The sequence below is a fragment of the Luteimonas flava genome (assembly GCF_036584485.1).
Classification (GTDB): domain Bacteria; phylum Pseudomonadota; class Gammaproteobacteria; order Xanthomonadales; family Xanthomonadaceae; genus Luteimonas; species Luteimonas flava.
In genome coordinates this window covers 623203-646698 of record NZ_JAZHBM010000001.1, presented here as the reverse complement: position 1 = coordinate 646698, position 23496 = coordinate 623203, and the positions used below count along the sequence as shown (strand labels likewise).

General features: G+C 68.2%; 20 protein-coding genes and 1 tRNA gene. 7 read left to right on the top strand and 14 right to left on the bottom strand.

Features of this window, described 5'->3' with window-relative positions:
• Nucleotides 1–185 precede the first annotated feature (185 nt).
• From V3391_RS03055 to pgaD, 6 genes are all read left to right on the top strand, one after another.
• Nucleotides 186–262: transfer RNA gene (locus tag V3391_RS03055), tRNA-Pro, on the top strand.
• Between the two features lie 104 nt (nucleotides 263–366).
• Nucleotides 367–1587 carry a CynX/NimT family MFS transporter gene (locus V3391_RS03050; protein ID WP_332076933.1) on the top strand — a complete coding sequence of 407 codons (1221 nt, stop codon included), beginning with the start codon at nucleotides 367–369 and terminating at the stop codon, nucleotides 1585–1587.
• Nucleotides 1588–1996: 409 nt separating this feature from the next.
• Entirely contained in the window at nucleotides 1997–3925 is a 1929-nt protein-coding gene (pgaA, locus tag V3391_RS03045; RefSeq protein WP_332076932.1) for a poly-beta-1,6 N-acetyl-D-glucosamine export porin PgaA, read from the top strand.
• Nucleotides 3922–5814 carry a poly-beta-1,6-N-acetyl-D-glucosamine N-deacetylase PgaB gene (gene pgaB / locus V3391_RS03040; RefSeq protein WP_332076931.1) on the top strand — a complete coding sequence of 631 codons (1893 nt, stop codon included), beginning with the start codon at nucleotides 3922–3924 and terminating at the stop codon, nucleotides 5812–5814. Before pgaA ends, pgaB begins: the two co-directional genes overlap by 4 nt.
• Nucleotides 5815–5818: 4 nt before the next feature.
• A complete protein-coding gene (gene pgaC, locus V3391_RS03035; protein ID WP_332076930.1) occupies nucleotides 5819–7078 on the top strand; it encodes a poly-beta-1,6-N-acetyl-D-glucosamine synthase in 1260 nt (419 codons plus the stop codon).
• Nucleotides 7075–7515, top strand: a complete 441-nt coding sequence (gene pgaD, locus V3391_RS03030) for a poly-beta-1,6-N-acetyl-D-glucosamine biosynthesis protein PgaD (RefSeq protein ID WP_332076929.1) — start codon at nucleotides 7075–7077, stop codon at nucleotides 7513–7515. The genes pgaC and pgaD overlap by 4 nt, the downstream gene beginning before the upstream one ends.
• Here pgaD and V3391_RS03025 read toward each other — a convergent pair whose 3' ends face one another.
• From V3391_RS03025 to V3391_RS02975, 11 genes are all read right to left on the bottom strand, one after another.
• The gene (locus V3391_RS03025; protein ID WP_332076928.1) at nucleotides 7516–8784 is read right to left on the bottom strand and encodes a glutamate-5-semialdehyde dehydrogenase; all 1269 of its coding nucleotides are present in this window, start codon (nucleotides 8782–8784) and stop codon (nucleotides 7516–7518) included.
• A gap of 268 nt (nucleotides 8785–9052) precedes the next feature.
• Nucleotides 9053–10201, bottom strand: a complete 1149-nt coding sequence (gene proB / locus V3391_RS03020) for a glutamate 5-kinase (RefSeq protein ID WP_332076927.1) — start codon at nucleotides 10199–10201, stop codon at nucleotides 9053–9055.
• 13 nt (nucleotides 10202–10214) lie between these two features.
• Nucleotides 10215–10472, bottom strand: a complete 258-nt coding sequence (locus V3391_RS03015; RefSeq protein WP_332076926.1) for a YciI family protein — start codon at nucleotides 10470–10472, stop codon at nucleotides 10215–10217.
• A gap of 30 nt (nucleotides 10473–10502) precedes the next feature.
• Nucleotides 10503–11798 (bottom strand): argininosuccinate lyase, encoded by a 1296-nt coding sequence (gene argH / locus V3391_RS03010; RefSeq protein ID WP_332076925.1) that lies wholly within the window; start codon nucleotides 11796–11798, stop codon nucleotides 10503–10505.
• A gap of 97 nt (nucleotides 11799–11895) precedes the next feature.
• Nucleotides 11896–12849 (bottom strand): N-acetyl-gamma-glutamyl-phosphate reductase, encoded by a 954-nt coding sequence (gene argC / locus V3391_RS03005; RefSeq protein WP_332076924.1) that lies wholly within the window; start codon nucleotides 12847–12849, stop codon nucleotides 11896–11898.
• Nucleotides 12846–13457, bottom strand: a complete 612-nt coding sequence (locus V3391_RS03000) for a GNAT family N-acetyltransferase (RefSeq protein WP_332076922.1) — start codon at nucleotides 13455–13457, stop codon at nucleotides 12846–12848. The genes argC and V3391_RS03000 overlap by 4 nt, the downstream gene beginning before the upstream one ends.
• Nucleotides 13458–14783 carry an acetylglutamate kinase gene (locus V3391_RS02995; protein ID WP_332076921.1) on the bottom strand — a complete coding sequence of 442 codons (1326 nt, stop codon included), beginning with the start codon at nucleotides 14781–14783 and terminating at the stop codon, nucleotides 13458–13460.
• 58 nt (nucleotides 14784–14841) lie between these two features.
• Nucleotides 14842–15942, bottom strand: a complete 1101-nt coding sequence (locus V3391_RS02990) for an acetylornithine deacetylase (protein ID WP_332076919.1) — start codon at nucleotides 15940–15942, stop codon at nucleotides 14842–14844.
• 129 nt (nucleotides 15943–16071) lie between these two features.
• On the bottom strand, nucleotides 16072–17277 hold the full coding sequence (locus tag V3391_RS02985; RefSeq protein ID WP_332076917.1) for an argininosuccinate synthase: 1206 nt from the start codon (nucleotides 17275–17277) through the stop codon (nucleotides 16072–16074).
• A gap of 51 nt (nucleotides 17278–17328) precedes the next feature.
• Nucleotides 17329–18339 carry an N-acetylornithine carbamoyltransferase gene (locus V3391_RS02980; protein WP_332076915.1) on the bottom strand — a complete coding sequence of 337 codons (1011 nt, stop codon included), beginning with the start codon at nucleotides 18337–18339 and terminating at the stop codon, nucleotides 17329–17331.
• 292 nt (nucleotides 18340–18631) lie between these two features.
• Complete coding sequence (locus V3391_RS02975) at nucleotides 18632–19117, bottom strand: hypothetical protein (RefSeq protein WP_425497211.1); 486 nt, start codon at nucleotides 19115–19117, stop codon at nucleotides 18632–18634.
• Between the two features lie 165 nt (nucleotides 19118–19282).
• Here V3391_RS02975 and cysS point away from each other — a divergent pair, with 165 nt between their 5' ends.
• Nucleotides 19283–20650 (top strand): cysteine--tRNA ligase, encoded by a 1368-nt coding sequence (cysS, locus tag V3391_RS02970; protein ID WP_332076913.1) that lies wholly within the window; start codon nucleotides 19283–19285, stop codon nucleotides 20648–20650.
• 279 nt (nucleotides 20651–20929) lie between these two features.
• Here the strand turns inward: cysS and fabF are convergent, their stop codons facing one another.
• From fabF to fabG, 3 genes are all read right to left on the bottom strand, one after another.
• Nucleotides 20930–22168, bottom strand: a complete 1239-nt coding sequence (fabF, locus tag V3391_RS02965) for a beta-ketoacyl-ACP synthase II (protein WP_332076912.1) — start codon at nucleotides 22166–22168, stop codon at nucleotides 20930–20932.
• A gap of 157 nt (nucleotides 22169–22325) precedes the next feature.
• The gene (gene acpP, locus V3391_RS02960; RefSeq protein ID WP_096297753.1) at nucleotides 22326–22565 is read right to left on the bottom strand and encodes an acyl carrier protein; all 240 of its coding nucleotides are present in this window, start codon (nucleotides 22563–22565) and stop codon (nucleotides 22326–22328) included.
• 131 nt (nucleotides 22566–22696) lie between these two features.
• Nucleotides 22697–23440, bottom strand: a complete 744-nt coding sequence (gene fabG / locus V3391_RS02955; protein ID WP_332076911.1) for a 3-oxoacyl-ACP reductase FabG — start codon at nucleotides 23438–23440, stop codon at nucleotides 22697–22699.
• Nucleotides 23441–23496 lie beyond the last annotated feature (56 nt).

The window sequence follows — 23496 nt, the reverse complement described above, 5'->3', positions numbered from 1 at the left end:
ATGCGGATGCGGACATGCGGGTTCCGGAACGCGGACACCGCACACCGGTATCGCGAGCCGCTATTATCGCAGCCCGCCGCGTCCGGGACGCGGTCGCCATCGCGTCCGATGCGCGGCTGCAAAATTCCCTTCACGAAGTGCTTGCCCTCCCCGAGGGTGCATCAGTAGAATGCGCGGCTCACCTTCGGGGTGTAGCTCAGTCTGGTAGAGCGCTACGTTCGGGACGTAGAGGTCGCAGGTTCGAATCCTGTCTCCCCGACCATCCGCAGTGATGCGGTAGGTGATATCGAAAACCGGCCCTCGCGCCGGTTTTTTCGTTTTTCCGGCCGTGCCCGGTTCGCGGCGATGGATGGTCCCCCCGCCGCCATGACTTCGCGTGCCCCCGCGCATTCCGCGTCCCGTCTGCTGCCCGTACTCGTACTGGCCGGCATCGCCCTGTCCGCGTTCAACCTGCGCACCGCGGTGACCTCGCTGACGCCGCTGCTGGACGTGCTCGGCGACGTCTTCGGCTTCGGTTCCACCACCGCCGGCCTGCTCGGCATGCTGCCGACCGCCGCGTTCGCGGTGTTCGGTGTCGCGACGCCGGCGCTGACGCGCCGCATCGGCCTGGAGCGCACCGCGCTGCTGGCGATGTCGCTGGCGGGCGGTGGCCTGGTGCTGCGCTCGCTGGCCGACGGTGTCGGCGTGCTGGGCCTCGGCGCGACGATCGCGCTGGCCGGCATGGGTATCGGCAATGTGGTGCTGCCGCCGCTGGTCAAACGCTGGTTCCCGAACCGCGTCGGCGCGATCAGCACGCTCTACATCACCGTGTTGCAGCTGGGCACGATGCTGCCCGCGCTGCTGGCCGTGCCGGTTGCCGACGCCGCGGGCTGGCGCTGGGCGCTGGGTATCTGGTCGCTGACCGCATTCGCGGCCGCGGTGCCGTGGCTATGGCTGCTGCTGCGCCATCGCGAATCGCTGGCACCGCCCGCGCCCATTGTCGATGCGCACGCGGTCGTCCCCCCGGCCGGCCGCGTCTGGCGTTCCCCGATCGCCTGGGGCATGGCCCTGATGTTCGGCATGACATCGCTGATCACCTACGCGATGTTCACCTGGCTGCCGCTGCTGCTGACCGAAGCCGGCGCGTCGCCCGCGTTCGGCGGCACGATGGTCGCGCTGTTCTCCACGCTCGGCCTGATCGGTGCGCTGGGCATGCCGTCGATCGCGGTGCGCATGCGCAATCCTTTCGTGATCGTGCTGCTGTGCGCGGGCTGCCATCTGGGCGCGTACGCCGGCCTGCTGTTCGGGCCGATGGCCGCGCCGGTGCTGTGGGTGATCCTGCTCGGCCTCGGCCCCAGCACCTTCCCGCTGGCCCTGACGCTGATCAATCTGCGCACGCGCACCCCGGGCGGCTCTGCCGCGCTCTCGGGCTTCATGCAGGGCACGGGCTATGCGCTCAGCTGCGCCGGACCGCTGCTGTTCGGCGTGCTGCACGCCGCGACAGGCGGTTGGCGCTGGCCGTTCGCGATGCTGCTGGTGGCCGTGGCGGTCCTCGTGTTCGGTGGCTGGCTGGCGTGCAAGCCACGCTGGCTCGAGGACACCTGGTAGGAAGACTCTGGTCCGCCCAGACCCGACATCAGCACGCCTGTACAGGTTCTGTTGAGAATTTTCCTATGGCGCTGAACCGGTTCAGCCAGGACCCTGTTCAGTCGCTATCTTCACGCGAACGTGTCTGAAAACTGCATTGAACCTGTCGGCATTTCACACGATTGCGTGACGCGCTCCTCACTTTGTAACCGCCAGCATCCCGCCGCCGTTGCACCTGTCGTGCAGCTCCCAGCCCAAGCGAGATGCCGTGCCCGTCTGTCCGCGCCGTTCCGGTCACCCCCGTTCATCTGAATTGCGACCGCGCGGTCTGTGCCGGGCACTGGTTCTCGCCTGCCTCGTCGCGCCGCTGGCCGGCGCGGTCTGGGCGGCGTCGGATCCGGACGTCCGCCGGAAGGCAGAGCAGTTGCGCGTGCAGAATCGCCCCGCCGAAGCGCTGCTGGTCGTCGAGTGCCGACTCGCGGCAGCGCCCGATGACGACGATGCGTTCCGCCTGCGGGTGCTGATCCTCACCGATCTCGGCAGCTCGCGACTCGCCATGGAGGCGATGCGCCAGCGTCCGCAGCTGTTCGCCGATCACGAGCGCGAGCGCATCGAAGGCGACGCGGTCGCGCGCGCGATCGGCTGGGGCCGGGTCGAGCCGGAAACACCGGACGCGCGACTCGCCGAATCACGCGCCGCGCTGGCCGAACTCGAAGCGCTGCAGCGGGCTGCACCCCGCCAGACCAACTGGGAAGCCACCCGCCTGCGTGTCGACGCGCTGTCGGCGCTGAACCACCTGCAGCAGCACGAAGCCGTCGTCACCGGCTACCAGGCGCTGCTCGACGACGGCATCGACGTGCCCGCCTACATTCTCGGCACCGTCGGCGATTCGCTGCTCGCCCTGCGGCGTCCCGCCGAGGCGATTCCGGTACTGGAGCGCGCGATCGCCCACGCACCGCACGACGTCAACGCCCGCATCCTGCTCGGCTACGCCTTCATCGAGACCGAGCGCTTCGACCGCGCCCTGCCCCTGTTCGAAACGCTGGCCGCATCGCAGGAGGCCTGGCCGCGCCAGGCGGGTGCGCGCAGCGGCTACGAGAACTGGGACCGCTACAGCGCCGACCTCAATCACGCGCTCGCGCAGTCCTACGCCAACGACAACGCACGTGCGGAGACGATGCTGCACGCGCAGGCCGGCATCGGTCCGAACAACCCCGGTCTGCAGGCGGCCTACGGCGCGGTGCAGTCGCGCAGGCTGCGCCCGGCTGCCGCGCTCGAACGCTACGAGATGGCGCTGACGATGGCGCCGCAGGACCGCGACGCGCTGGCCGGCCGCGTCGGCGCGCTGACCGCGCTCGACCGGATCGACGACGCGCGCGATGCGCTCCGCGCCGTGCAGCGCGCGCATACCGAAGATCCACGGCTGGAGCGCGTCGAACGCGATCTCGAACGCCACCGCGGTGTGCAAGCCACGCTGTCGGCGGATCGCGGCCGCAGTCGGCAACGCGAGGGCGCCGGCACGTCGATCTCGCCGTTCGGCAGCCGCGATGGTGGCTGGGCGCTCGAGGTGCGTTCGCCGTTGATCGACGACCGCTGGCGCGTCGGCGTGTTCGCGCACGAGGACTGGGCCGACTTCATCGACGGCCGCACGCGCCATCGCGCGGCCGGTGTCGGCACCTGGTATCGCCACGACCGGCTCGGCGCCTGGGCGACGCTCGGCGCGGCGGGCGGTGCATCGAGCGGCGCGACCTGGACGCTGGGCGCCGACTGGCGCTTCAGCGATGCCTGGCGCGCCGGCGTGGAAGTCGCGCGCAATGCGCAGGACACCTCGCTGCAGGCGCGCCGCCTCGGCATCGATGCCGACAGCGCGACGCTCACCGCGTCGTACGTGCCCAGCGACACCTTCGCCCTGCAGGGCCGCCTGTCGCGACTGCGCTACGACGACGGCAACACGCGCGACCAGCTCGGCGTCGATGCGACGCAGCGTCTGCTGACGCGTCCGCATCTGATGATCGACGGCCTGCTGTCGGCGTACACCAGCCGCGGCTCGCGCGGCGACACGGTGGGCTACTTCAATCCCGAACGCGACGCGTCGGCGAACGTCGGCCTGCGCTTCGACCACATCACCTGGCGGCGCTACGAGACCGCGTTCCAGCAGCGTGTCGAAGTGACGGCCGGCCCGTACTGGCAGCGCGACGCGGGCACGCACTGGGTGCCGTCGCTGGGCTATCGCCACCTGTGGCGGCGCGACGGCCATGAACTCGAATACGGCGTGGCGTGGTCGCGTCCGGTCTACGACGGCCTGCGCGAGCAGCGCGTCGCCTTCGATGTCGAACTGCGCTGGGGAGGTGCCCGATGATCGCGTCCACACGCACGTGGATCGCGGCCGCGCTGCTCGCGCTGCTGTCGGTACTGTCGCCCGCGCACGCGTCGCTGCTGGTACTCAGCTATCACGACATCCGCGACGACGTGGCGCCGAAGGGCGATCCCGATCCCTACGCGGTGTCGACGACCAACTTCGCCCAGCACCTCGACTGGCTGCGCGCCCACGGCTACCAGGCCGTCAGCGTGCAGGCGGTCATCGATGCGCGCACCGGTCGCGGCACGCTGCCGGACAGGGCCGTGCTGCTGACCTTCGACGACGGTCTGCGCAGCGCGTACACGCACGTGTTCCCGTTGTTGCGTGCCTACAACTGGCCCGCGCTGGTCGCACCGGTCACGAGCTGGGTCGAACTGCCGGCGGATCAGGGGGTGCCGTATGGTCCGCGCGATTTCACCCGCGACGATTTCCTGACCTGGGCGCAGTTGCGCGAGATGCACGACAGCGGTCTGATCGAGATCGGATCGCACAGTCACGATCTGCATCGCGGCCTGCCCGGCAATCCCTTCGGCAACCAGACGCCGGCCGCGGTGACCCGCATCTGGACCGAAGGCAGCGGCTACGAGAACGAAGCCGACTGGCGCGCACGGATCGAAGCCGATCTGCAGGCCAGCCGGGCGCTGATCGAACGCAACGTCGGCCAGGCGCCGCGCGTGATCGTGTGGCCCTACGCCGCCTACAACGACGTCGCCAACGGCATCGCCACCGCGCTCGGCATGACACTGTCGTTCGATCTCGAAGGGCGCGCGCAGGAAACCGATCTCGGCCTGCAGGGCGAGGCACGCGCGGACCAGGCCTCGCTCGCGAGCCTCGCGCGCCTGCTGATGCACCGCAATCCGGACGTGCGCGATCTCGCCGGCGAACTGCGGCGTGATCTGTCCCTCGATGGCGTGCGCGCGATCCAGGTCGATCTCGATTACGTCTACGACGAAGACCCCGCGCAGCTGGCGCGCAACGTCGACTCTCTCGTGCAGCGCATGCAGGACATCGGCCCCACCCATGTCTGGTTGCAGGCCTTCGCCGATCCGGACGGCGACGGCGCCGCCGAGGCGGTCTACTTCCCCAGCCAACACATGCCGGTGCGCGCCGACCTGTTCAATCGCGTCGCCTGGCAGCTGCGCACGCGCGCTCAGGTCCGGGTGTATGCGTGGATGCCGGTGCTCGGCTTCAAGCTGGCCGATGCGGACCTGCAGCGCGCACTGCAGATCGTCGCGACCGGTGAACACGAGATTCCGCGTCTGGATCCCGGTGACCCGCGCACGCTTGCGATCGTCTCCGACATCTACGCCGAACTCGCCGCCAACAGCCACTTCGACGGCCTGCTGTTCCATGACGATGCCTATCTGCGCGACGACGAGATTCCCGCGTATGGCGGCGGCGTGCCCGCGGCGCGTACGCAGGCTCTGATCGATTTCACGATGGCGCTCAAGACCGCAGCCCAGCGCTGGCGGCCGAAGCTCACGACCGCGCGCAACCTGTTCGCGCGGCCGGTGCTGGAACCTGCGTCGGAATCCTGGTTCGCGCAGCGGCTCGAACCCTTCCTCGCCGCCTACGACACCACCGCGCTGATGGCGATGCCGCACATGGAGAATGTGGACGATCCGCAGGCCTGGCTGCGCACGCTCGCCGATGCGGTGCGCGCGACGCCCAAGGGCGTGGAGCGCACGCTGTTCGAACTGCAGACCGTCGACTGGCGCGTCCCCGCGCCGCTGCCGGGCGACACGCTGCGTGCGCAGTCGCGACTGTTGCAGGCGGCCGGCATCCGCCATCTGGGCTACTACCCCGACGACTTCATCGGCAATCAGCCAACGCTCGAGGACGCGCGCGATGCGATGTCCGCGCGCGCTTTCCCCTACCTGGAGCGCTGAGCCGATGGACTGGTCTTCGATCGACTGGACGCGCGGGTTGTTCAACTTCGCGTTCTTCTACCCCATCGTCATGGCGTTCTTCTGGATGACCGGCGGCGTCTACTACTACATGCGGCGCGAGCGCAACGCGCCGAAACCCGATGCCCCCCCGCCGATGCGGCGCACGCCGTTCGTCTCCATCCTCGTGCCCTGCTTCAACGAGGAGGACCACATCGTCTCGACGATCGCCGCGCTCTCGGCCCAGGTGTATCCGGACTTCGAGATCATCGCGATCGACGACGGCAGCAGCGATCGCACGCCGGAACTGCTCGATGCACTGGTCGCCGATCATCCACGCCTGCGCGTGGTGCATCTGGCCGAGAACCAGGGCAAGGCGAATGCGCTGCGCATGGGCACGCTGGCGGCGACGTCCGATTACCTCGTCTGCGTGGATTCCGACGCCACGCTCGACCCGCATGCGGTGCGCTGGATGGTCGGGCATCTGATCGACGGCCCCCGCGTCGGTGCGGTGACCGGCAACCCGCGCATCCGCAACCGCACCACGCTGATGGGCCGCATGCAGATCGGCGAGTTCTCCGCGATCATCGGCCTGATCAAGCGCGCGCAGCGCACCTACGGCCGTCTGTTCACGGTGTCGGGCGTGATCTGCGCCTTCCGTCGCACCGCGCTGCACGATGTCGGGTACTGGTCGGACCGGATGGTCACCGAGGACATCGACATCTCGTGGCGCCTGCAGCTCGCCGGCTGGGACATCCGCTACGAACCCAACGCGCTGTGCTGGATCCTGATGCCGGAAACCCTGCGCGGGCTGTGGTCGCAGCGTCTGCGCTGGGCCTGCGGCGGCGTCGAAGTGCTGCTGAGTCACGGCCGCAGCGTGCTGGCATGGAAGAAGCGCCGCATGTGGGGCGTGCTGCTCGAATACGTGCTGAGCCTGGCATGGGCCTACGTGATGCTGACGATCATCACGCTGTGGCTGGTCGGCCTGTTCGTGACCCTGCCGCCAGCCTGGCACGTGGACACCATCCTGCCGCGCTGGCACGGCGTGGCGCTGGCCTTCGTCTGCATGCTGCAGTTCGGCACCAGCCTGCTGATCGAACGCCGGTACGAAACGAAGATGGCCCGGCATTTCTACTGGGTCATCTGGTATCCAATCGCCTTCTGGATGCTCGGCATGTTCACCGCCGTCGTCGCATTCCCGCGCACCCTGCTGCGCCGCCGTCGCCGCGCGGTGTGGATCAGTCCCGACCGAGGAGCCGCCGCATGACCCCGCCGATCATCGACCACACGCCCGCACGCGGCCCGCGCAAGCGCCTCGCCTCGGGCGCGCTCACTGCCGCGGCCTGGACGGTCTACGCCTGGCTCTGGGTGCCGCTGATCACCGCCGTCGCCTGGTTCGTCGGCGTGCGCACCGCGTATCTGCGGCTGTATCTCAACGAGAACGAGATCGACGCGTTCCTGCTGCTGTCGCTGCCGGTGATCGCGCTGATCTGCGGCGCATTGCTCATCGGCTGGGCGGAATACAACCGCGTGCGCTTCTCCAAGGCCGACCGCCGCAAGCGTCGGGTGAAGACCAGCGAGGAACAGGTCCGCATCTCGCTCGGCGCGAGCCCGGCACTGGCGGCGAAGCTGCGCGATGGCCGCATCGTGCGACTCGCACTCGATGACGATGCGCGCCCGGTCGCGGCGACCAGCGGCAGCTGATCAGACCGCGGCCGCGTTCTCCACGTGCCGCACCTGCCCGGCCCCGTCGACGACGAAGCGTTCGACGGTCAGCGCTTCGAGCCCCATCGGGCCGTAGGCGTGCAGGCGCGTCGTGGAGATGCCGATCTCTGCGCCCAATCCGAGTTCACCGCCATCGCTGAACCGCGACGACGCGTTGACCATGACGACGGCCGAACGCAGCGAGGCGACGAAGCGACGCGCATTCGCCTCATCGCGCGTGGCGATGACCTCGGTATGGTCGGAGCCGAAACGCCGGATGTGCGCGAGCGCGGCATCGAGCGAATCGACGACGCGCGCGGCGATGACGAGATCGAGGAACTCGGCCGCATCGTCGTCCTCGCCGATCGGCACGACGCAATCCGCGCGTGACGCGATGCCGGTATCGCCACGCACTTCCACACCGCGCGCCTGCAGCGCGGCGATCGCGCGCGGCACGAACGCATCGGCGATGTCGACATGCACCAGCAGCGTCTCCAGCGCATTGCAGGCGCTGGGGCGGCCGGTCTTGCCGTCGAGCAGCAGACGCATTGCGAGATCGGGATCGGCGCTGGCATCGACGAACAGATGGCAGACGCCCTTGTAGTGCTTGATCACCGGCACGCGTGCGTGCTCGGCGACGAAACGGATCAGGCCTTCGCCGCCGCGCGGAATCGCCAGGTCGACGATGTCGCTGAGCTGCAGCAGTTCGAGCATCGTTTCCCGGCGCAGATCGGTGACCAGGGTCAGCACGTCGGCGCCGATGCCCTTCGCTTCGATCGCGCCGCGCAATGCATCGGCGATCGCGGTATTGGACTGGATCGCCTCGCTGCCGCCGCGCAGGAGTACCCCGTTGCCGGCCTTGATGCACAACGCCGCGGCGTCGGCGGTCACGTTCGGCCGCGCCTCGTAGATCATCGCGATCACCCCCAGCGGGACCCGCACCTTGCGCACGCGGATACCGTTCGGGCGCACGTCGTCGCGGGTGACCTGGCCGACGGGATCCGGCAGGGCTGCGACTTCGCGGACCGCAGCGGACACGCCGGCGAGCCGCGCCGCGTCGAGACGCAGACGATCGAGCAGCGCACCGGCGGTACCGCGCGCTTCGGCGGCTTCGATGTCGCGCGCGTTGGCGGCGAGGATCGAACCGGCGTTCGCGTCGAGCGCATCGGCCATTGCACCCAGCAGTGCATTGCGCGCCTCGGTATCGAGCATCGCCAGCTGCGCGGCGGCGTCGCGGCAGGCCAGGGCGGCGGTTCGGATCTCGCTCATGGGACGTGGACGTGGTGTGGGGAGCGACAACTTAGCGCGATGCGGCAATGGGCGCGATGCTTGCGGTGGCAACTGCCTGTACGTGCAACTCACCAGTACTGGCGCCATCGAGCGCCGTCATTCCGGCGGTTCTCAACAGACGAACGTCTGATCACGCCGGAATCCATCTTGATCTCCGTTCACTCAGCGAAGAAGCCGACGTCCAAATTGAATCCGGCGCTCGCCGGAATGACGGTCCATGGTTGGACGCGTATTGAGACTGACCGGATCACACCAGCACCAGATCATCCCGATGCACGATGGTCTCGCCGTAGCTGTAGCCCAGCGTCGCCTCGATGTCCCGCGAGTGCCGCCGCGCGAGCCGGCGGATGTCGTCGGCCGAATACTGCGTCACCCCACGCGCGATCGGCTCGCGCGCTTCGCCGTCGCGCAGCACCACCGACACCAGATCGCCGCGCCGGAACTGTCCTTCCGCGGCGAGCACGCCGCCCGGCAGCAATGAAGCGCCCTTCTCTACCATCGCGTTCGCGGCGCCGTTGTCGACGAGGATCGCGCCCGGTTCCGCCGGCGCGTTCTGCAGCCAGTGCTTGCGTGCGGCCATGCGCGTGCGCAGCGGATGGATGCGCGTGCCGCGCAGGCGATCGTGCGCGAGACCTTCGAGCACGTCGGCGCGGCGACCGTTGAACAGCACCGTCGCGACGCCCGCCGATGCAGCGCGCTGGGCGGCTTCGAGCTTGGTGCGCATGCCGCCGGTGCCGACACTGCTGCCGGCGCCACCGGCGACTGCCAGCAGCGAGGCACTCATCTTCGCGACGACCGGCATCGGTCGCGCGTGCGGTTCGATGCGCGGGTCCGCGTCATAGAGGCCATCGATGTCGGTGGCGATGAACAGCACGTCCGCATCGACCAGCGCGGCGACGATCGCGGCGAGATTGTCGTTGTCGCCGAGCTTGAGTTCGTCGACCGAGACCGTGTCGTTCTCGTTGACCACCGGCAGCGCACCGTGACGCAGCAGCGCGGTCAGCGTTGCGCGCGCATTGAGATAGCGGCGGCGGTTGCGCAGGTCGTCGTGGGTCAGCAGCACCTGCGCGACCGGGCGTTCGAAGAAGCCCTGCCAGAAGCCGGTCAGCCGTGCCTGGCCCAGTGCGGCGAGCGCCTGGCGTTCGGCCATCGGCGCGCCGGCTGCGAGGTTCGCATGCAGGATCGCGCGACCCGCCGCGACGGCGCCCGACGACACCACGACGATCTCGCGGCCCGCGGCATGACTCGCGCGCACGAAACCGGCGAGCGCGTCGGCGTACTGCGCCGACAGACCGCCGCCGTCGGCCGCCAGCAGACTGCTGCCGACCTTGAGCACCGCGCGCCGCCAGGGCGGCAGCGGTTGCTCGGGGAACGCATCGGTGTCGGGCACGTGCATCGGTCGGCTGCGCTCAGCGGGTGTTCCACTCGTGGACGACGAGCTCGCTCGCATTCTGCAGTGCCAGCGGGTCGGCCGCGACGATCGCCCGCGCTTCGTCCAGTGTCGCGATTCCGCTCAGCAGATACGCGCCGCCCGTGCCGTCTGCGAAGCCGCCGGTCATGTCCAGCAGACCGCGCGCGCGCAGGTCGTCGAGAAAGGCCTGATGCGGCGCGACGACGGACACATCGAAGTCCGGGCGACGCATCGCGATGACGAGGAAGCGTTTCATGTCGGCAGTTCTCCGGTTGAAGACCGTTCGTCAGGCCAGCGCATCCCAGCGCGCACGCAGCGTGTCCAAGCGCAGATCGGCGGCGCCGCCCGGCGAAGTACGCGCGGCGAGACTGCCTTCCGGCGTGCGGCCCTGCCCGGCCGTGTCGGCGCTGGCTGCGGCGGCCTGGTAGGCCTCACGGAACGGCACGCCGGCGATCGCGGCTTCTACCGCGACATCGGTCGCGTACATGCCCGAATCGACCGCGGCGCGCAGCCGGTCTTCGCGCCATTCCAGATTCGCCAGCAGCGCCGGCAGAAGTTCCAGCGCGGCGAGCCCACGGCCGAAGCCGTGGAAGATCGCGCCCTTGGAACTCTGCAGGTCGCGGTGATAGCCCGACGGCAGCGACAGCAGCTGTTCGATCTCGGTGCGCGCCGCCGCCACGCTGGCGTGCGTGGCGCGCATCAGTTCGACGACGTCGGGATTGCGCTTGTTCGGCATGATCGAGCTGCCGGTCGTGTACTGCGCCGGCAGTGCGACGAAGCCGTACTCGGCGCTGGTGAATTGCGACAGGTCCCAGGCCAGACGACGCAGATCCAGCGTCGCGCTGCCCAGCGCTTCGAGCGCAGCGAGTTCGAACTTGCCGCGCGAGAGCTGCGCGTAGACCGGCGAGATCTGCAGCCGCGCGAAGCCGAGTGCGGCGGTCGTGTGGTCACGATCGAGCGCGAGATTCACGCCGTAGCCGGCCGCCGTGCCGAGCGGATTGCAGTCGATCAGCGCGAGCGTGTCCTGCGCGCGCACCGCGTCATCGATGAAGGCCTCGGCCCAGCCCGACCACCACATGCCGCCCGACGACAGCACGGCGCGCTGGATGTGGGTGTAGCCGGGAATCGGCAGCTCGCGCTCGGCTTCGGCGCGGTCGAGCGCGATCTTGGCAATCTCGCGCGACAGCGACGCCAGACGCGCGAGCTTCTCTTTCAGCCACAGGCGCGTTGCGACCAGCACCTGGTCGTTGCGGCTGCGGCCGGTGTGGATGCGCCGACCGGCATCGCCGAGGCGTTCGGTCAGACGATCCTCGATCGCCGAATGGCCATCCTCGAAACGTTCGTCGAGCACGAAGGTACCGCTGCGGAAATCGTCGGCCAGCGTCGTCAGTTCGCGCTTCAAGCCGTCGAGCTCGTCACTCGACAGGATGCCGACGCGCTGCAGGCCTTCGGCATGCGCGGCACTCGCGGCGATGTCGTGCAGGAAGAATTCGCGGTCGAGGATCACGTCGTCACCGGCGAGGAACGCCTGGATCTGCGTGTCGACGGCGACGCCGGGCTTCTGCCAGAGGAGAGTGCTCATGTCGGTTTCCGGGTTGGATCTGTGGGAGCGCGCTTGCGCGCGATCAAGCTGCACCGGTAGAGCGCCTTCGCATGTGAACGCGCGCCCCCGGAGACGATCAATGCGGGATCGACGTCAGTTCGTCGAAGCCCAGCGCGAGGTTGAGGTTCTGCATCGCCTGTGTCGCCGCGCCCTTGAGCAGGTTGTCGAGCGTCGCCACGACAACGACGCGGCCATTGCCCGGCGCCATCGTGAAGGCGCCGATCTGCGCGCCGTGACGGCCGGCGATCCGGCTGACCCACGGCGCATCGTCGATGACCTCGACCAGCGGTTCGTCGGCGTAGCGCGTATCGAACAGCGCCTTGACCGCGTCGCGCGACATCGGCGCCGAGAGCCACAGGTTGACCGTCATCGTGATGCCGCGGAAGTGCGGCGCGACGTGCGGCATGAACTCGACCGGCAGCGACAGCTGCTTCGACACCTCGCGCTCGTGCACGTGGTTGGTCAGCGCGTAGGGCATCAGGTTGTCGGCCAGCAGCGCGGTGTCGTTCTTGTCCGACGGCGTGGTGCCCGCGCCCGAGTAGCCCGACACGCCGAAACACTGCGGCGGCCCGGCGAGATGCTCGGCCAGCGGCGCGATCGCCAGCTGCATCGCGGTCGCGTAGCAGCCGGGATTGCTGATCCGGCGCTGCCCGGCGTAACGGCTGCGCGTCAGCTCCGGCAGCCCGTAATACCAGCCGGCCTCGAAGCGGTAGTCGGCCGACAGATCGACGATCAGCGTGTCCGGCTTCACGGCATCGATCGCGGCGACGAACGGCGCGGCCTTGCCGTTGGGCAGCGCGAGGATCACCGCATCGGCGCCCTTGGCGGCGACGGCGTCGGCATCGAGGCTTTCGAAGCGCAGTTCGCCCGCGAAGCCGTCGGTGTGATCGGCGACGCGCTGGCCGTCGAGCTCACGCGAGGACACGAACGCGAGTTCGAGGCCCGGATGCGCGGCGACGAGGCGGATCAGTTCCTGGCCGGTATGGCCGCGCGCGCCGACGATGCCGAGGCGGATGGGAGATGTGCTCATGGATGGCTGTCCAGCTTGTGACGAAGATGGCGACGCACCGCCGGCCATTCCGCGTCGATCACCGAAAACACCACGGTGTCGCGCAGCGAGCCGTCGGCATGCCGCTTGTGATGGCGCAGCACACCATCCTGTTGTGCGCCCAGGCGCGCGATGGCCGCGCGTGAGGCGTGATTGAACCAGCTGGTCTCGAACGCCACCGACGCGCACCCGAGCGCATCGAAGGCGTGCGTGAACAGCAGCAGCTTGGCTTCCGTGTTGAGACCGGTGCGCTGCACGCGTGGCGCATACCAGGTGTAGCCGATCTTGAGATTGGGCACCGCGGCGTCGAGATCGTAGAAGCGCGTGCTGCCGACGACGCTGCCATCGGCATCCAGCACGGCGAAAGCAAGCGCCTCGCCGGCCGCCTGCGACTCGAGTGCCCTGTCGATGTAGCGCGGCACGTCATCCGGCGCAGGCACGTTGGTGAACCACGCCGTATGCAGACCGCTGTCGCGCGTGACGATCGCGAGCGCGTCCGCATGCGCCGGCGCAAGTGGCACCAGCGAGACGTGACGACCGGTCAGGGTCGGCACCGTATGCCACGCGGCATTGGCGGCGCGTTCGCCCACTCAGCCCACCAGCGTCGGCGGACGGGTCGCGCAATGCGCGACGCAGCGCTGGATCTGCTCGAAGCCGTCGAGGCCGTACCAGAACACCTTCCACTTCTCCTGCTTGATGCAGCCGTCGGACTCGGCGTAATAGAAGATGTTGACCTGGTTGTGATGGCGCGAGCGCCAGAACAGCTGCGGCGTCTCGTCGCGCATCACGTTCCATACCGCGCGGCCGAGGCCTTCGCCCTGCGCGTCGTCGAGCACGGCGAACTTGTCCAGATACACCGTGCCCTCGCCTTCGGTCAGGATCACCGCGGCGCGGTAGTTCTCGCTGACGTAGGCGCGCAGCAGCGGCGTGCGTTCGAAGTAGTCCGGCGCGAGTGCGCGGCCGAAGCTCGATTCGATCAGCGACTTCAGACGTTCGAGATCCAGTTCCGACCAGTCGGTCACGCGCAGCACCTGTTCGCCGCGCCGCACCAGCGTGCCGGACCCCTTGTGGGTGAACAGTTCCTTGGCAAGATCGGCCGGTCGCGTGATCGACACCGACGAGGCCATCGGCAGACCTTCGAGCAGCGCCTTGATCTGCTCGATCTTGACCTTCATGCCGCCGTGGATCCACGGCTGCTGGATCAGATGGCCGTACTCGGTCGACAGGTTGATCGAATCGATGACCTTGCCCTCGGCATCGAGCAGACCGCCGGTGCCGGTGAGGAAGATGATCTTGTAGGGCTGCAGCTCACGCACCAGTTCGTTGGCGGCGAAATCGGCGTTGATGTTGAGGATCTGCCCCGCGGCGGTTTCGCCGAGGCTCGTGATCACCGGAATCGAACCGGCCTGCAGGCTGGCTTCGATCGGTGCGAGATTCACCGCGCTCACTTCACCGACCAGGCCATACGTGCTCTGGTCGAGATACGTCGCCTCGAACACGCCGCCGGTGATCGACGTCGCACGCGCGCCGTTGCGCTGCAGGGCTTCGACGAGACGCAGGTTCGCGGCCTGGAAGACGCGGCGCACGATGGCCAGCGCCTCGGGCGTGGTGACCCGCAGGCCGCCGACGGTCTGCTTTTCGATGCCGGCCGCGGCGAGCTCGGCGTCGAGCTGCGGACCGGCCCCATGCAGCACGATCGGTGTCAGGCCGACCTCCTGCAGGAACGACAGCGAGGACGTCAGATCGTCGAGCTCGTCGCGCAGCACCGCGCCGCCGACCTTGACCACGGCGAAGCGCTTCGCATCCAGCTGCGAGAAGCGCTTGAGGTACTGGCTTATCTCCTTCGCGCTGGCCATGCTCGAGAGCAGGCGCACGATGGTCTGACGGGTCTGGACGTGGGTCGCGGGAATGTTCACGGGCTGCAATCGGTTGGGCGTGGGATGACGCGTGGAAGGCGGAGGGTGCAGGTGGTGCTCAGCGATCGCCGTTGATGATCCGGTGCACCGACTCGGCGTAGCGCTGCAGCTGGTCGAGCGTCACGAATTCGTCGCCGGTATGCGCCTGGGCGATGTCGCCCGGGCCGTAGACCAGCGCGGTGTAACCGCCGGCGGAGAACAGCGAGGCCTCGGTCCAGAAATCGACGGCGTTGCCGATCGGCAGATCGAAGGCGTCGGCGATGTCGCGCGCGGCGAGCCGACGGTCTTCGGCGCGATCAATGTCACCCGACGGCAGGCTCGGACCGCGGAAGGTTTCCTCGAAATGCGCCGCATCGGGCTGCGCGAAGCCGGAAAAGGTCTGCAGCAGATCGTCGATGTCCATCGACGGCAACGGCCGGAAACCGAAGCGCAGCTCGGCGGCCGGCGCGATCATGTTGGCCTTGATGCCGCCTTCGACCCGGCCGATGTTGAAGCGCAGACCGGTCAGGCCACCGAAGCGCGCGTGCGCCAGGGATTCGACGTGATCGAGCGCGCGGCCGCCCCAGCGCATCGCCTGGTGCAATGCGCTCGCCGCCGGATCCTGCTTGCCCGATGCATGTCCCGCGGTGCCGGCGAAACGCATCAGCACCGAACTGATGCCGCGATGCGCGAGCACCGCTTCGCACTGCGTCGGTTCGGCAACCAGCACGGCCTCGAACGGCAGACCGCGCGCGAGGAAGGCGGCGATGCACCGCGGATCGTTGGCTTCCTCGTCCGAGGAGAACAGGAACGCCGCGTCGCCGTCACCGGCGTTGGCCGCCGCGATCAGCGCTGCGGCTGCGCCCTTGATGTCGCAGACCCCGAGGCCGATCACGCGATCGTCGAGACGCCGCATCACGTGCGGATCGGCGCTCCAGTCCGGGGAGTCCGGCACCGTGTCCAGATGCACGTTGAACAGTACCGTCGGCGCGCCACGCACTGCGAACAGGCTCACCGCGCCGTCGCCGTGGTCGATCACCTCGACGTCGAAACCCGGCAGCCGGCCGCGGATGTAATCGAAGATCCCGCCCTCGGCCGCAATCGCGCGCGGCGGATTGCGGGTGTCGAAGGACACCAGCTGTTCGAGATGGTCGAGTGTCGTCGCAAGCAGATCGGTCATGGAGTCAAGAAATTCCGGGCAGATGAATCCTTCTCCCTCAGGGAGAAGGTGCCCCGAAGGGGCGGATGAGGGGCACGACCTTGCGGCCCTCACCCCGACCCCTCTCCCTAAGGGAGAGGGGCTCGACACTCAGCGATTGACCTGCGCGTACAGCGTCGAGCTCATACCGAACAGCTTGATGAAACCCTCGGCCTCTTCGACACCCCAGTCCGCGGACTGCGCGTAGGTCGCGCCCTTGGCGTTGAGGATGTGCGGCGAGGTCACCGCCACCGCGTCGACACGGCCGCCGCGGGTTTCCAGCACCACTTCACCGGTGACCTTCGCTTGCGAGGATGCGAGGAAGGCTTCGATGTCGGCCTTGAGCGGATCGTGGAAGAAGCCTTCGTAGACCAGCTCGGTCCACTTGCGCGCGACCTCCGGCTTGAAGCGGTTCTGCTGCTTGGTCAGCACGGTGTCTTCGAGCGCGCGGTGCGCGGCGAGCAGCGAGATCAGGCCCGGCGCTTCATACACGATGCGGCCCTTGAGGCCGATCACGGTGTCGCCGGTGTAGACGCCGCGGCCCACGCCATAAGGCGCGAACAGTGCGTTGAGCTTCGCGAGGATCTGCGCGCCCGGCAGCGTTTCGCCATCGAGCGCGAACGCCGTGCCCTGCTCGAACCGGACCTTGACCTGCAGCGGCGCTTCCGGCCATTCGGCGCGCGGCGCGCACCAGCCGCGGGCGCCCTCGCCCGGCGCTTCCCAACGGTCGATCTCGCCGCCGGACATCGTCAGACCCAGCAGGTTCTCGTTGATCGTGTAGGCCTGCTGCTTGGCGCGCACGCCGAAGCCGCGCGCTTCCAGATACGCCTGCTCGTAGGCGCGCGTCTGCGTGTGTTCCTTCTGGATCTCGCGGATCGGCGCCACGATGCGGTACTCGCCCTGCGCCTTCACCGCGAGGTCGAAACGCACCTGGTCGTTGCCCATGCCGGTGCAGCCGTGCGCGATCGCGTTGGTGCCGAGTTCGGCGGCGCGCGCGAGCGCGGCATCGACGATCAGATAGCGGTCCGACACCAGCAGCGGGTACTGGCCCTGGTAGGCCTCACCGGCCCAGACGAACGGCTTGACGAAACCGTCCCAGATCGCGGGACCACCATCGACGGTGACGTGGCTTGCGACGCCGAGTTCGGCCGCACGCTGCTCGATGAAGGCGCGCTCCTCGGCATCGACGCCGCCGGTGTCGGCGAACACGGTGTGCACGGTCCAGCCCTGCTCTTTCAGATAGGGCACGCAGAAGCTGGTGTCGAGGCCGCCGGAAAAGGCGAGGACGATGTCGCGGGAAGTGTGGGCGCTGGTCATGGAGATGTCCGTGGGGATGCGGAAAAGAATTCGGATGGGGTGCGGCGCACGTCAGCGCATCAGGGTCGCCATGACGGCCTTCTGCACGTGCAGGCGGTTCTCGGCTTCGTCGATGGCGATGCAGTTGGGCGAATCCATCACCGCATCCGTCGCCTTGACGTTGCGGCGCAGCGGCAGGCAGTGCGAGAACACGCCGTTTTTGGTCAGCGCCATCTTCCGCTCGTCGACGATGAAGTGCTGGTACTGGTCGCGGATCGGCTTCTCGGGCGCCCAGTTGCCGAAGAACGGCAGCGCGCCCCAGCTCTTGGCGTAGACCACGTCGGCGCCGGCATAGGCGCTGTCGATGTCGTGGCTGACGGCGAGCGAGCCGCCGCTCTCGGCGACGTTCTGCGCCGCCCAGTCCATGTAGCGCTGGTCGAGCACGTAGTCCGGCGTCGGGCACAGCAGGGTCACGTCCATCCCCAGGCGCGTGGCGATGGTCAGCGCGGAATTCGCGACGGCGGTATTGAGCGGCTTGGGGTGATAGGTCCAGGTCAGCACGTACTTCCTGCCGCGCAGATCGGACGTGCCGAAGTGCTCCTGCAGCGCCAGCGCGTGGGCGAGCTCCTGGCAGGGATGGGTGATGGTCTCCATGTTGATGACCGGCACCGGCGAGTACTGCGCGAACGCCTTGAGCACCTTGTCTTCGCGATCGACCGACCAGTCGACGAACTTCGGAAACGCGCGTACGCCGATCATGTCGACGTAACGGCCGAGCACGCGCGCGACCTCGGCCACGTGCTCCTCGGTGTCGCCGTCCATCACCGTGCCCAGTTCGAATTCGATCGGCCATGCGTCCTTGCCCGGCTGCAGCACGATGGCGTGACCACCGAGCTGGAATGCGCCGAGTTCGAAGCTGGTGCGCGTGCGCATCGACGGATTGAAGAACACCAGCGCGATCGACCTGCCCTTGAGCGCATCGCCGAGCTTCTCGCGCTTGAAGCGCGCGGCATCGGCCAGCAGGGCGTCGAGGTCGGGACGGGACCAGTCCTGCGTGTTGAGGAAGTGTCGGATCGCGGTCATCGGTGGAAATCTCGTGGAGGCGATGGGAGGAGGATCGGATGGATCGATGAAACCGGTGTTTCGGAAACGAAAAAACCCGGCATCGGCCGGGTTTTCTGCAGAACAGCACGCATACGCGAACGACGTTCCGACTAGCCCGGGAGGATGTGGGCTTCCGGTCGGCGGGCACGCGAGGTCATCCCCGACGCCATGCGGGCGGAGGTGAGGATGTCGGCGTCGGCGCGCAGGGCGTTCATGAGGCGCGAATCCTCGCACGCGAAGCGCTGCACTGCAACAGCGGCGGACGCGATGCTCAACGCTCGCCGGCCGGCGGCACGATCGGCGTCACCGACACGCGTACCCGCAGGCGGTTGCCCGGGTCGTACGGCAGACGCGAGCGATACTTGACGCCCTTGTGCACGTAGTCGACGTCGTAGGCGATCGGCCGGCGGAACTCGCGCTCGATCGGCACCATGCGGCAGTCCCCGCCGGCGGAGCGGTCGGTCTCTTCGACCCGGTCATCCTCGGAACGCAGCACATCCTTGACCGCGCCGACCCAGCGCGCGACACCGCGCCGCTGTTCCTCCGCGACCGGGGTGGTGGCTTCGCAACGCTCGACCATGCTGGTCGCGCGCAGCGTCTGGTAGACCGGCTCGGCCCGCAGCACCTGCGCGTACTCGAGACGCGCGTTCTCGGGCGCCGGCGGCGGGCTCTGCGCGAAGGCCGGACACGCACAGGCGAACAGCACCGCCAGTACAGGCAGCGCGGAGTTCGCACGAGGGTGGCTTCGGAGCGCGATCGACACCAATGCAGTGTAGGCCGCGCCCACCTGCGGGGGCTGAATCGATGCTGTCGTGAACACGTATAAGGCCCGCTGCGACGCGGCGCGCAGGTTGCGCTGTCCCGGAGACAGCGCAGCGCGGCGGGCGCGTTAGAATCGTCCGGTTATCCCGGCGAGTCCGCCATGTCCCTGCATCTCTACAACAGCCTGACCCGCCAGCTCGAACCGTTCGCGCCTCTCGATCCCGCGTGCCCGACGATGTACGTCTGCGGCCCGACGGTCTACAACTACGTCCACATCGGCAACGCCCGCGGGCCGGTCGTGTTCGGCGTGCTGGCCGACCTGCTGCGGCGCCGCTACGGCGCGCTGAAATACGCGCGCAACATCACCGACGTCGACGACAAGATCAACGCCGCCGCGCGCGACCAGGGCGTGCCGATTTCGGCGATCACCGACCGCTTCGCCGCCGCCTACCGCGAGGACATGGCCGCGCTGGGCATCGCGCCGCCGGACATCGAGCCCGCGGCGACCGCGCACATCGGCGAGATCGTCGCGATGATCGAGCGCCTGATCGACAGCGGCCACGCCTATGCGGCGGAAGGCCACGTGCTGTTCGCGGTCGGCAGTTTCGACGGCTACGGCAAGCTCTCGCGCCGCGACACCGACGACATGATCGCCGGCGCACGCATCGAGGTCGCGCCGTACAAGCGCGATGCCGGTGATTTCGTGCTGTGGAAGCCGTCGACCGACGATCTGCCGGGCTGGGCATCGCCCTGGGGCGTCGGCCGGCCGGGCTGGCACATCGAATGCTCGGCGATGGCCGCCGCGCATCTCGGCGAGACGATCGACATCCACGCCGGCGGCGTCGACCTGCAGTTCCCGCACCACGAGAACGAGATCGCGCAGAGCGAGTGCGCCCACGGCGGCGCGCCGTTCGCGAACGTCTGGCTGCACAACGGCATGCTGACCTTCGCCGGCAGCAAGATGTCCAAATCGATCGGCAACATCGAGCGCGTGCACGACCTGGTGCGCACGCACGCACCCGAAGCGCTGCGCTATGCCCTGCTCTCCGCGCACTACCGCCAGCCGCTGGACTGGTCGGCTGCGCTCATCGAACAGTCGGTGAGGACGCTGGACCGGCTGTACGGCACGCTGCGCGATCTGGCCGATGTAGAGGCTGAGGCGCGCATTCCCGACAGCATCGAAGCCGTGTTGGACGAGGATCTCAACACGCCGGCCGCGCTCGCCGAGGTCGCGCGCATCGCCGGTGATGCACGCAAGGCCACCGACGACGCCACGCGCGCGACGCTCAAGGCGGACCTGCTCGGCGCCGGCCTCGCGCTGGGCCTGCTGCAGCAGGCGCCTGCCGACTGGTTCGCCCGCGGCGCCAGCGATGGCGACGACGCGCGCATCCAGGCGCTGATCGACGCACGCATCGCCGCCAAGCAGGCCCGCGACTTCGCCCGCGCCGATGCGATCCGCGACCAGCTCGCGGCCGAGCAGATCGTGCTCGAAGACACGCCGCAGGGTGTGCGGTGGAAGCGGGGCTGAGGGCTGAGCGAGCGGGACCTGTCTCACCCTGTCGCCCCAGCGCACGCTGGGGCCCATTTTGATCTTCGCGAAGAACTGATCGCTGATCCGACTGATCGCTTCAGTGCGATGCGCGTGCAGCAGAAGCCAACATCGAAATGGGTCTCAGCGTGACCAGGCATTTCGTCTGCTGAAAGCCGCTGGAACGATGGAAAAGTAGACTCGTCCGACTCACCGCTACCCACCAAAAAAAGGCCCGCTTGCGCGGGCCTTTCTCTTCTTCCCGATCCAACGTCGCCGTCAGACTTTGCGGAACACCAGCGTGCCGTTGGTGCCGCCAAAGCCGAACGAGTTCGACATGACGTATTCGACCTGGTGCTCGCGCGCGGTGAGCGGCACGTAGTCGAGATCGCAGCCCTCGCCCGGCGTGTGCAGGTTGATCGTCGGCGGGATGATGCCGGTGTGCAGCGCCATCGCCGAGAACACCGCCTCGATACCGCCGGCCGCGCCCAGCAGGTGGCCGGTCATCGACTTGGTCGAGCTGACCATCACCTTCGACGCATGCGCGCCGAGCACGCCCTTGATGCCCATCGTTTCGGCGACGTCGCCGGCCGGCGTCGAGGTGCCGTGCGCGTTGATGTAGCCGATCTGCGACGGATCGATACCGGCGTCGTCGATCGCGGCGCGCATGCAGCGGCCGCCGCCTTCGCCGTTCTCGCTCGGCGAGGTCATGTGGAACGCGTCGCCGCTCATGCCGAAGCCCGCGAGCTCGGCGTAGATGCGCGCGCCACGCGCCTTCGCACGCTCGTATTCCTCGAGCACCAGCACGCCCGCGCCGTCGCCCATGACGAAGCCGTCACGCTCGATGTCCCACGGACGCGACGCGCCGGTCGGATCGTCGTTGCGGGTGGACATCGCCTTCATCGAACAGAAGCCGCCGACCGAGGTCGGCGTGGTCGCGAACTCGGCGCCGCCGGCGATCATCACGTCCGCATCGCCGTACTGGATCATGCGCATCGCCAGACCGATGTTGTGGGTGCCGGTGGTGCATGCGGTGACGGCCGCGATGTTCGGACCCTTGGCGCCGGTCATGATCGAAACCTGGCCGGAGATCATGTTGATGATCGTGCTGGGCACGTAGAACGGCGAGATCTTGCGCGGGCCGCCTTCGGCGTACTTGATCGCGGTGTCTTCGATGCCCTTGAGGCCGCCGATGCCCGCGCCGATCGCCACGCCGATGCGCTCGGCATCGGATTCACGCACGTCGATGCCCGCGTCGGCGATCGCCATCAGGCCGCCGGCGACACCGTAGTGCACGAAGGGATCCATCTTCTTGACGTCCTTCGGGGCGATCCACTGGGTCGCGTCGAAGCCCTTCACCTCGCCCGCGATGCGCGTGGCGAAATTGGTGGCGTCGAAGTGGGTGATCGGGCCGATGCCCGACCGGCCGTTGACGATGCCGTCCCAGCTCGAAGCCAGGTCGTTGCCCAGCGGCGAGAGGATGCCGATGCCCGTGATGACGACGCGGCGCTTGGCCATTGTTCAACTCCTGAGAAGTCGGTGGCGGCGCGGTTGGTCGCCGCCAATACGCACGAGGCCGCAACGCGGCCTCGTGCTGGAACCTGTCTGTCCGGCCGCATCGCGGCCGGACCCGTCGCACGCCCATCGGATCGAACCGTGGGCGCGGACGCGGGCATCAGCCCTTGGCGTGCGCTTTGACGTAGTCGATCGCCTGCTGCACCGAGGTGATCTTCTCGGCTTCTTCGTCCGGAATCTCGCACTCGAACTCTTCTTCCAGCGCCATCACCAGCTCGACGGTGTCGAGGGAATCGGCACCGAGGTCGTCGACGAAGGAAGCGCTGTTGCTGACTTCTTCTTCCTTGACGCCCAGCTGCTCGATGACAATCTTCTTGACGCGCTCTTCGATGTTGCTCATGGGTAGTCTGCTCCGGGGAGGCGATTTTCGGTGGATAGTGTAAGGGAAAGCCGGGCGATGGGCGCACCACCATCAAAGCCCTTGCCATTCAACGGCTTGCCCTCGGAATTGACGTGTCGACGCAGCCCGTCTCAGGGCATGTACATGCCGCCGTTGACGTGCAGGGTTTCGCCGGTGATGTAGGCCGCCGACGGACCGGCGAGGAAGGCCACGGCCTGCGCGATGTCGTCCGGTTCGCCGAGACGGCCGAGCGCGATGCGTTCGGTCAGCGCAGCCTTGGAGTCTTCCGGCAGATCGCGGGTCATGTCGGTAGCGATGAAGCCGGGCGCGACCACGTTCACGGTGACGCCGCGCGAGCCGATTTCCTTCGCCAGCGATTTGCTGAAGGCGATGATGCCCGCTTTGGCTGCAGCGTAGTTCGCCTGGCCCGCATTGCCGGTCACGCCGATCACCGATGCGATGTTGATGATGCGCCCCTTGCGCGCCTTCATCATGCCGCGCATCACCGCCTTCGAGCTGCGGTAAACGCTGGTCAGGTTGGTGTCGAGGATGGCCTGCCAGTCCTCGTCCTTCATGCGCATCAACAGGTTGTCGCGGGTGATGCCGGCGTTGTTGACGAGGATCGAAATCGCGCCGAACTCGGACGTGATCGCCTCGACCAGCGCTTCGATCGCGCCCGGCTGCGAGACGTCCAGCACGCGGCCGTGGCCGCCGTGCCCGGACAGGCGCTCGCCGATCTTCGCTGCGCCGGCGTCGCTGGTCGCGGTGCCGATCACGGTCGCGCCCTGCGCGGCCAGCGTGTCGGCGATCGCGGCACCGATGCCGCGGCTTGCGCCGGTGACGAGAACGATCTCGCCGGAAAGAGGTGCACTCATGAGAACTCCAATAAGGCGTGTATGGCGGCGGATATGGGACCACGCGGACATCGGCC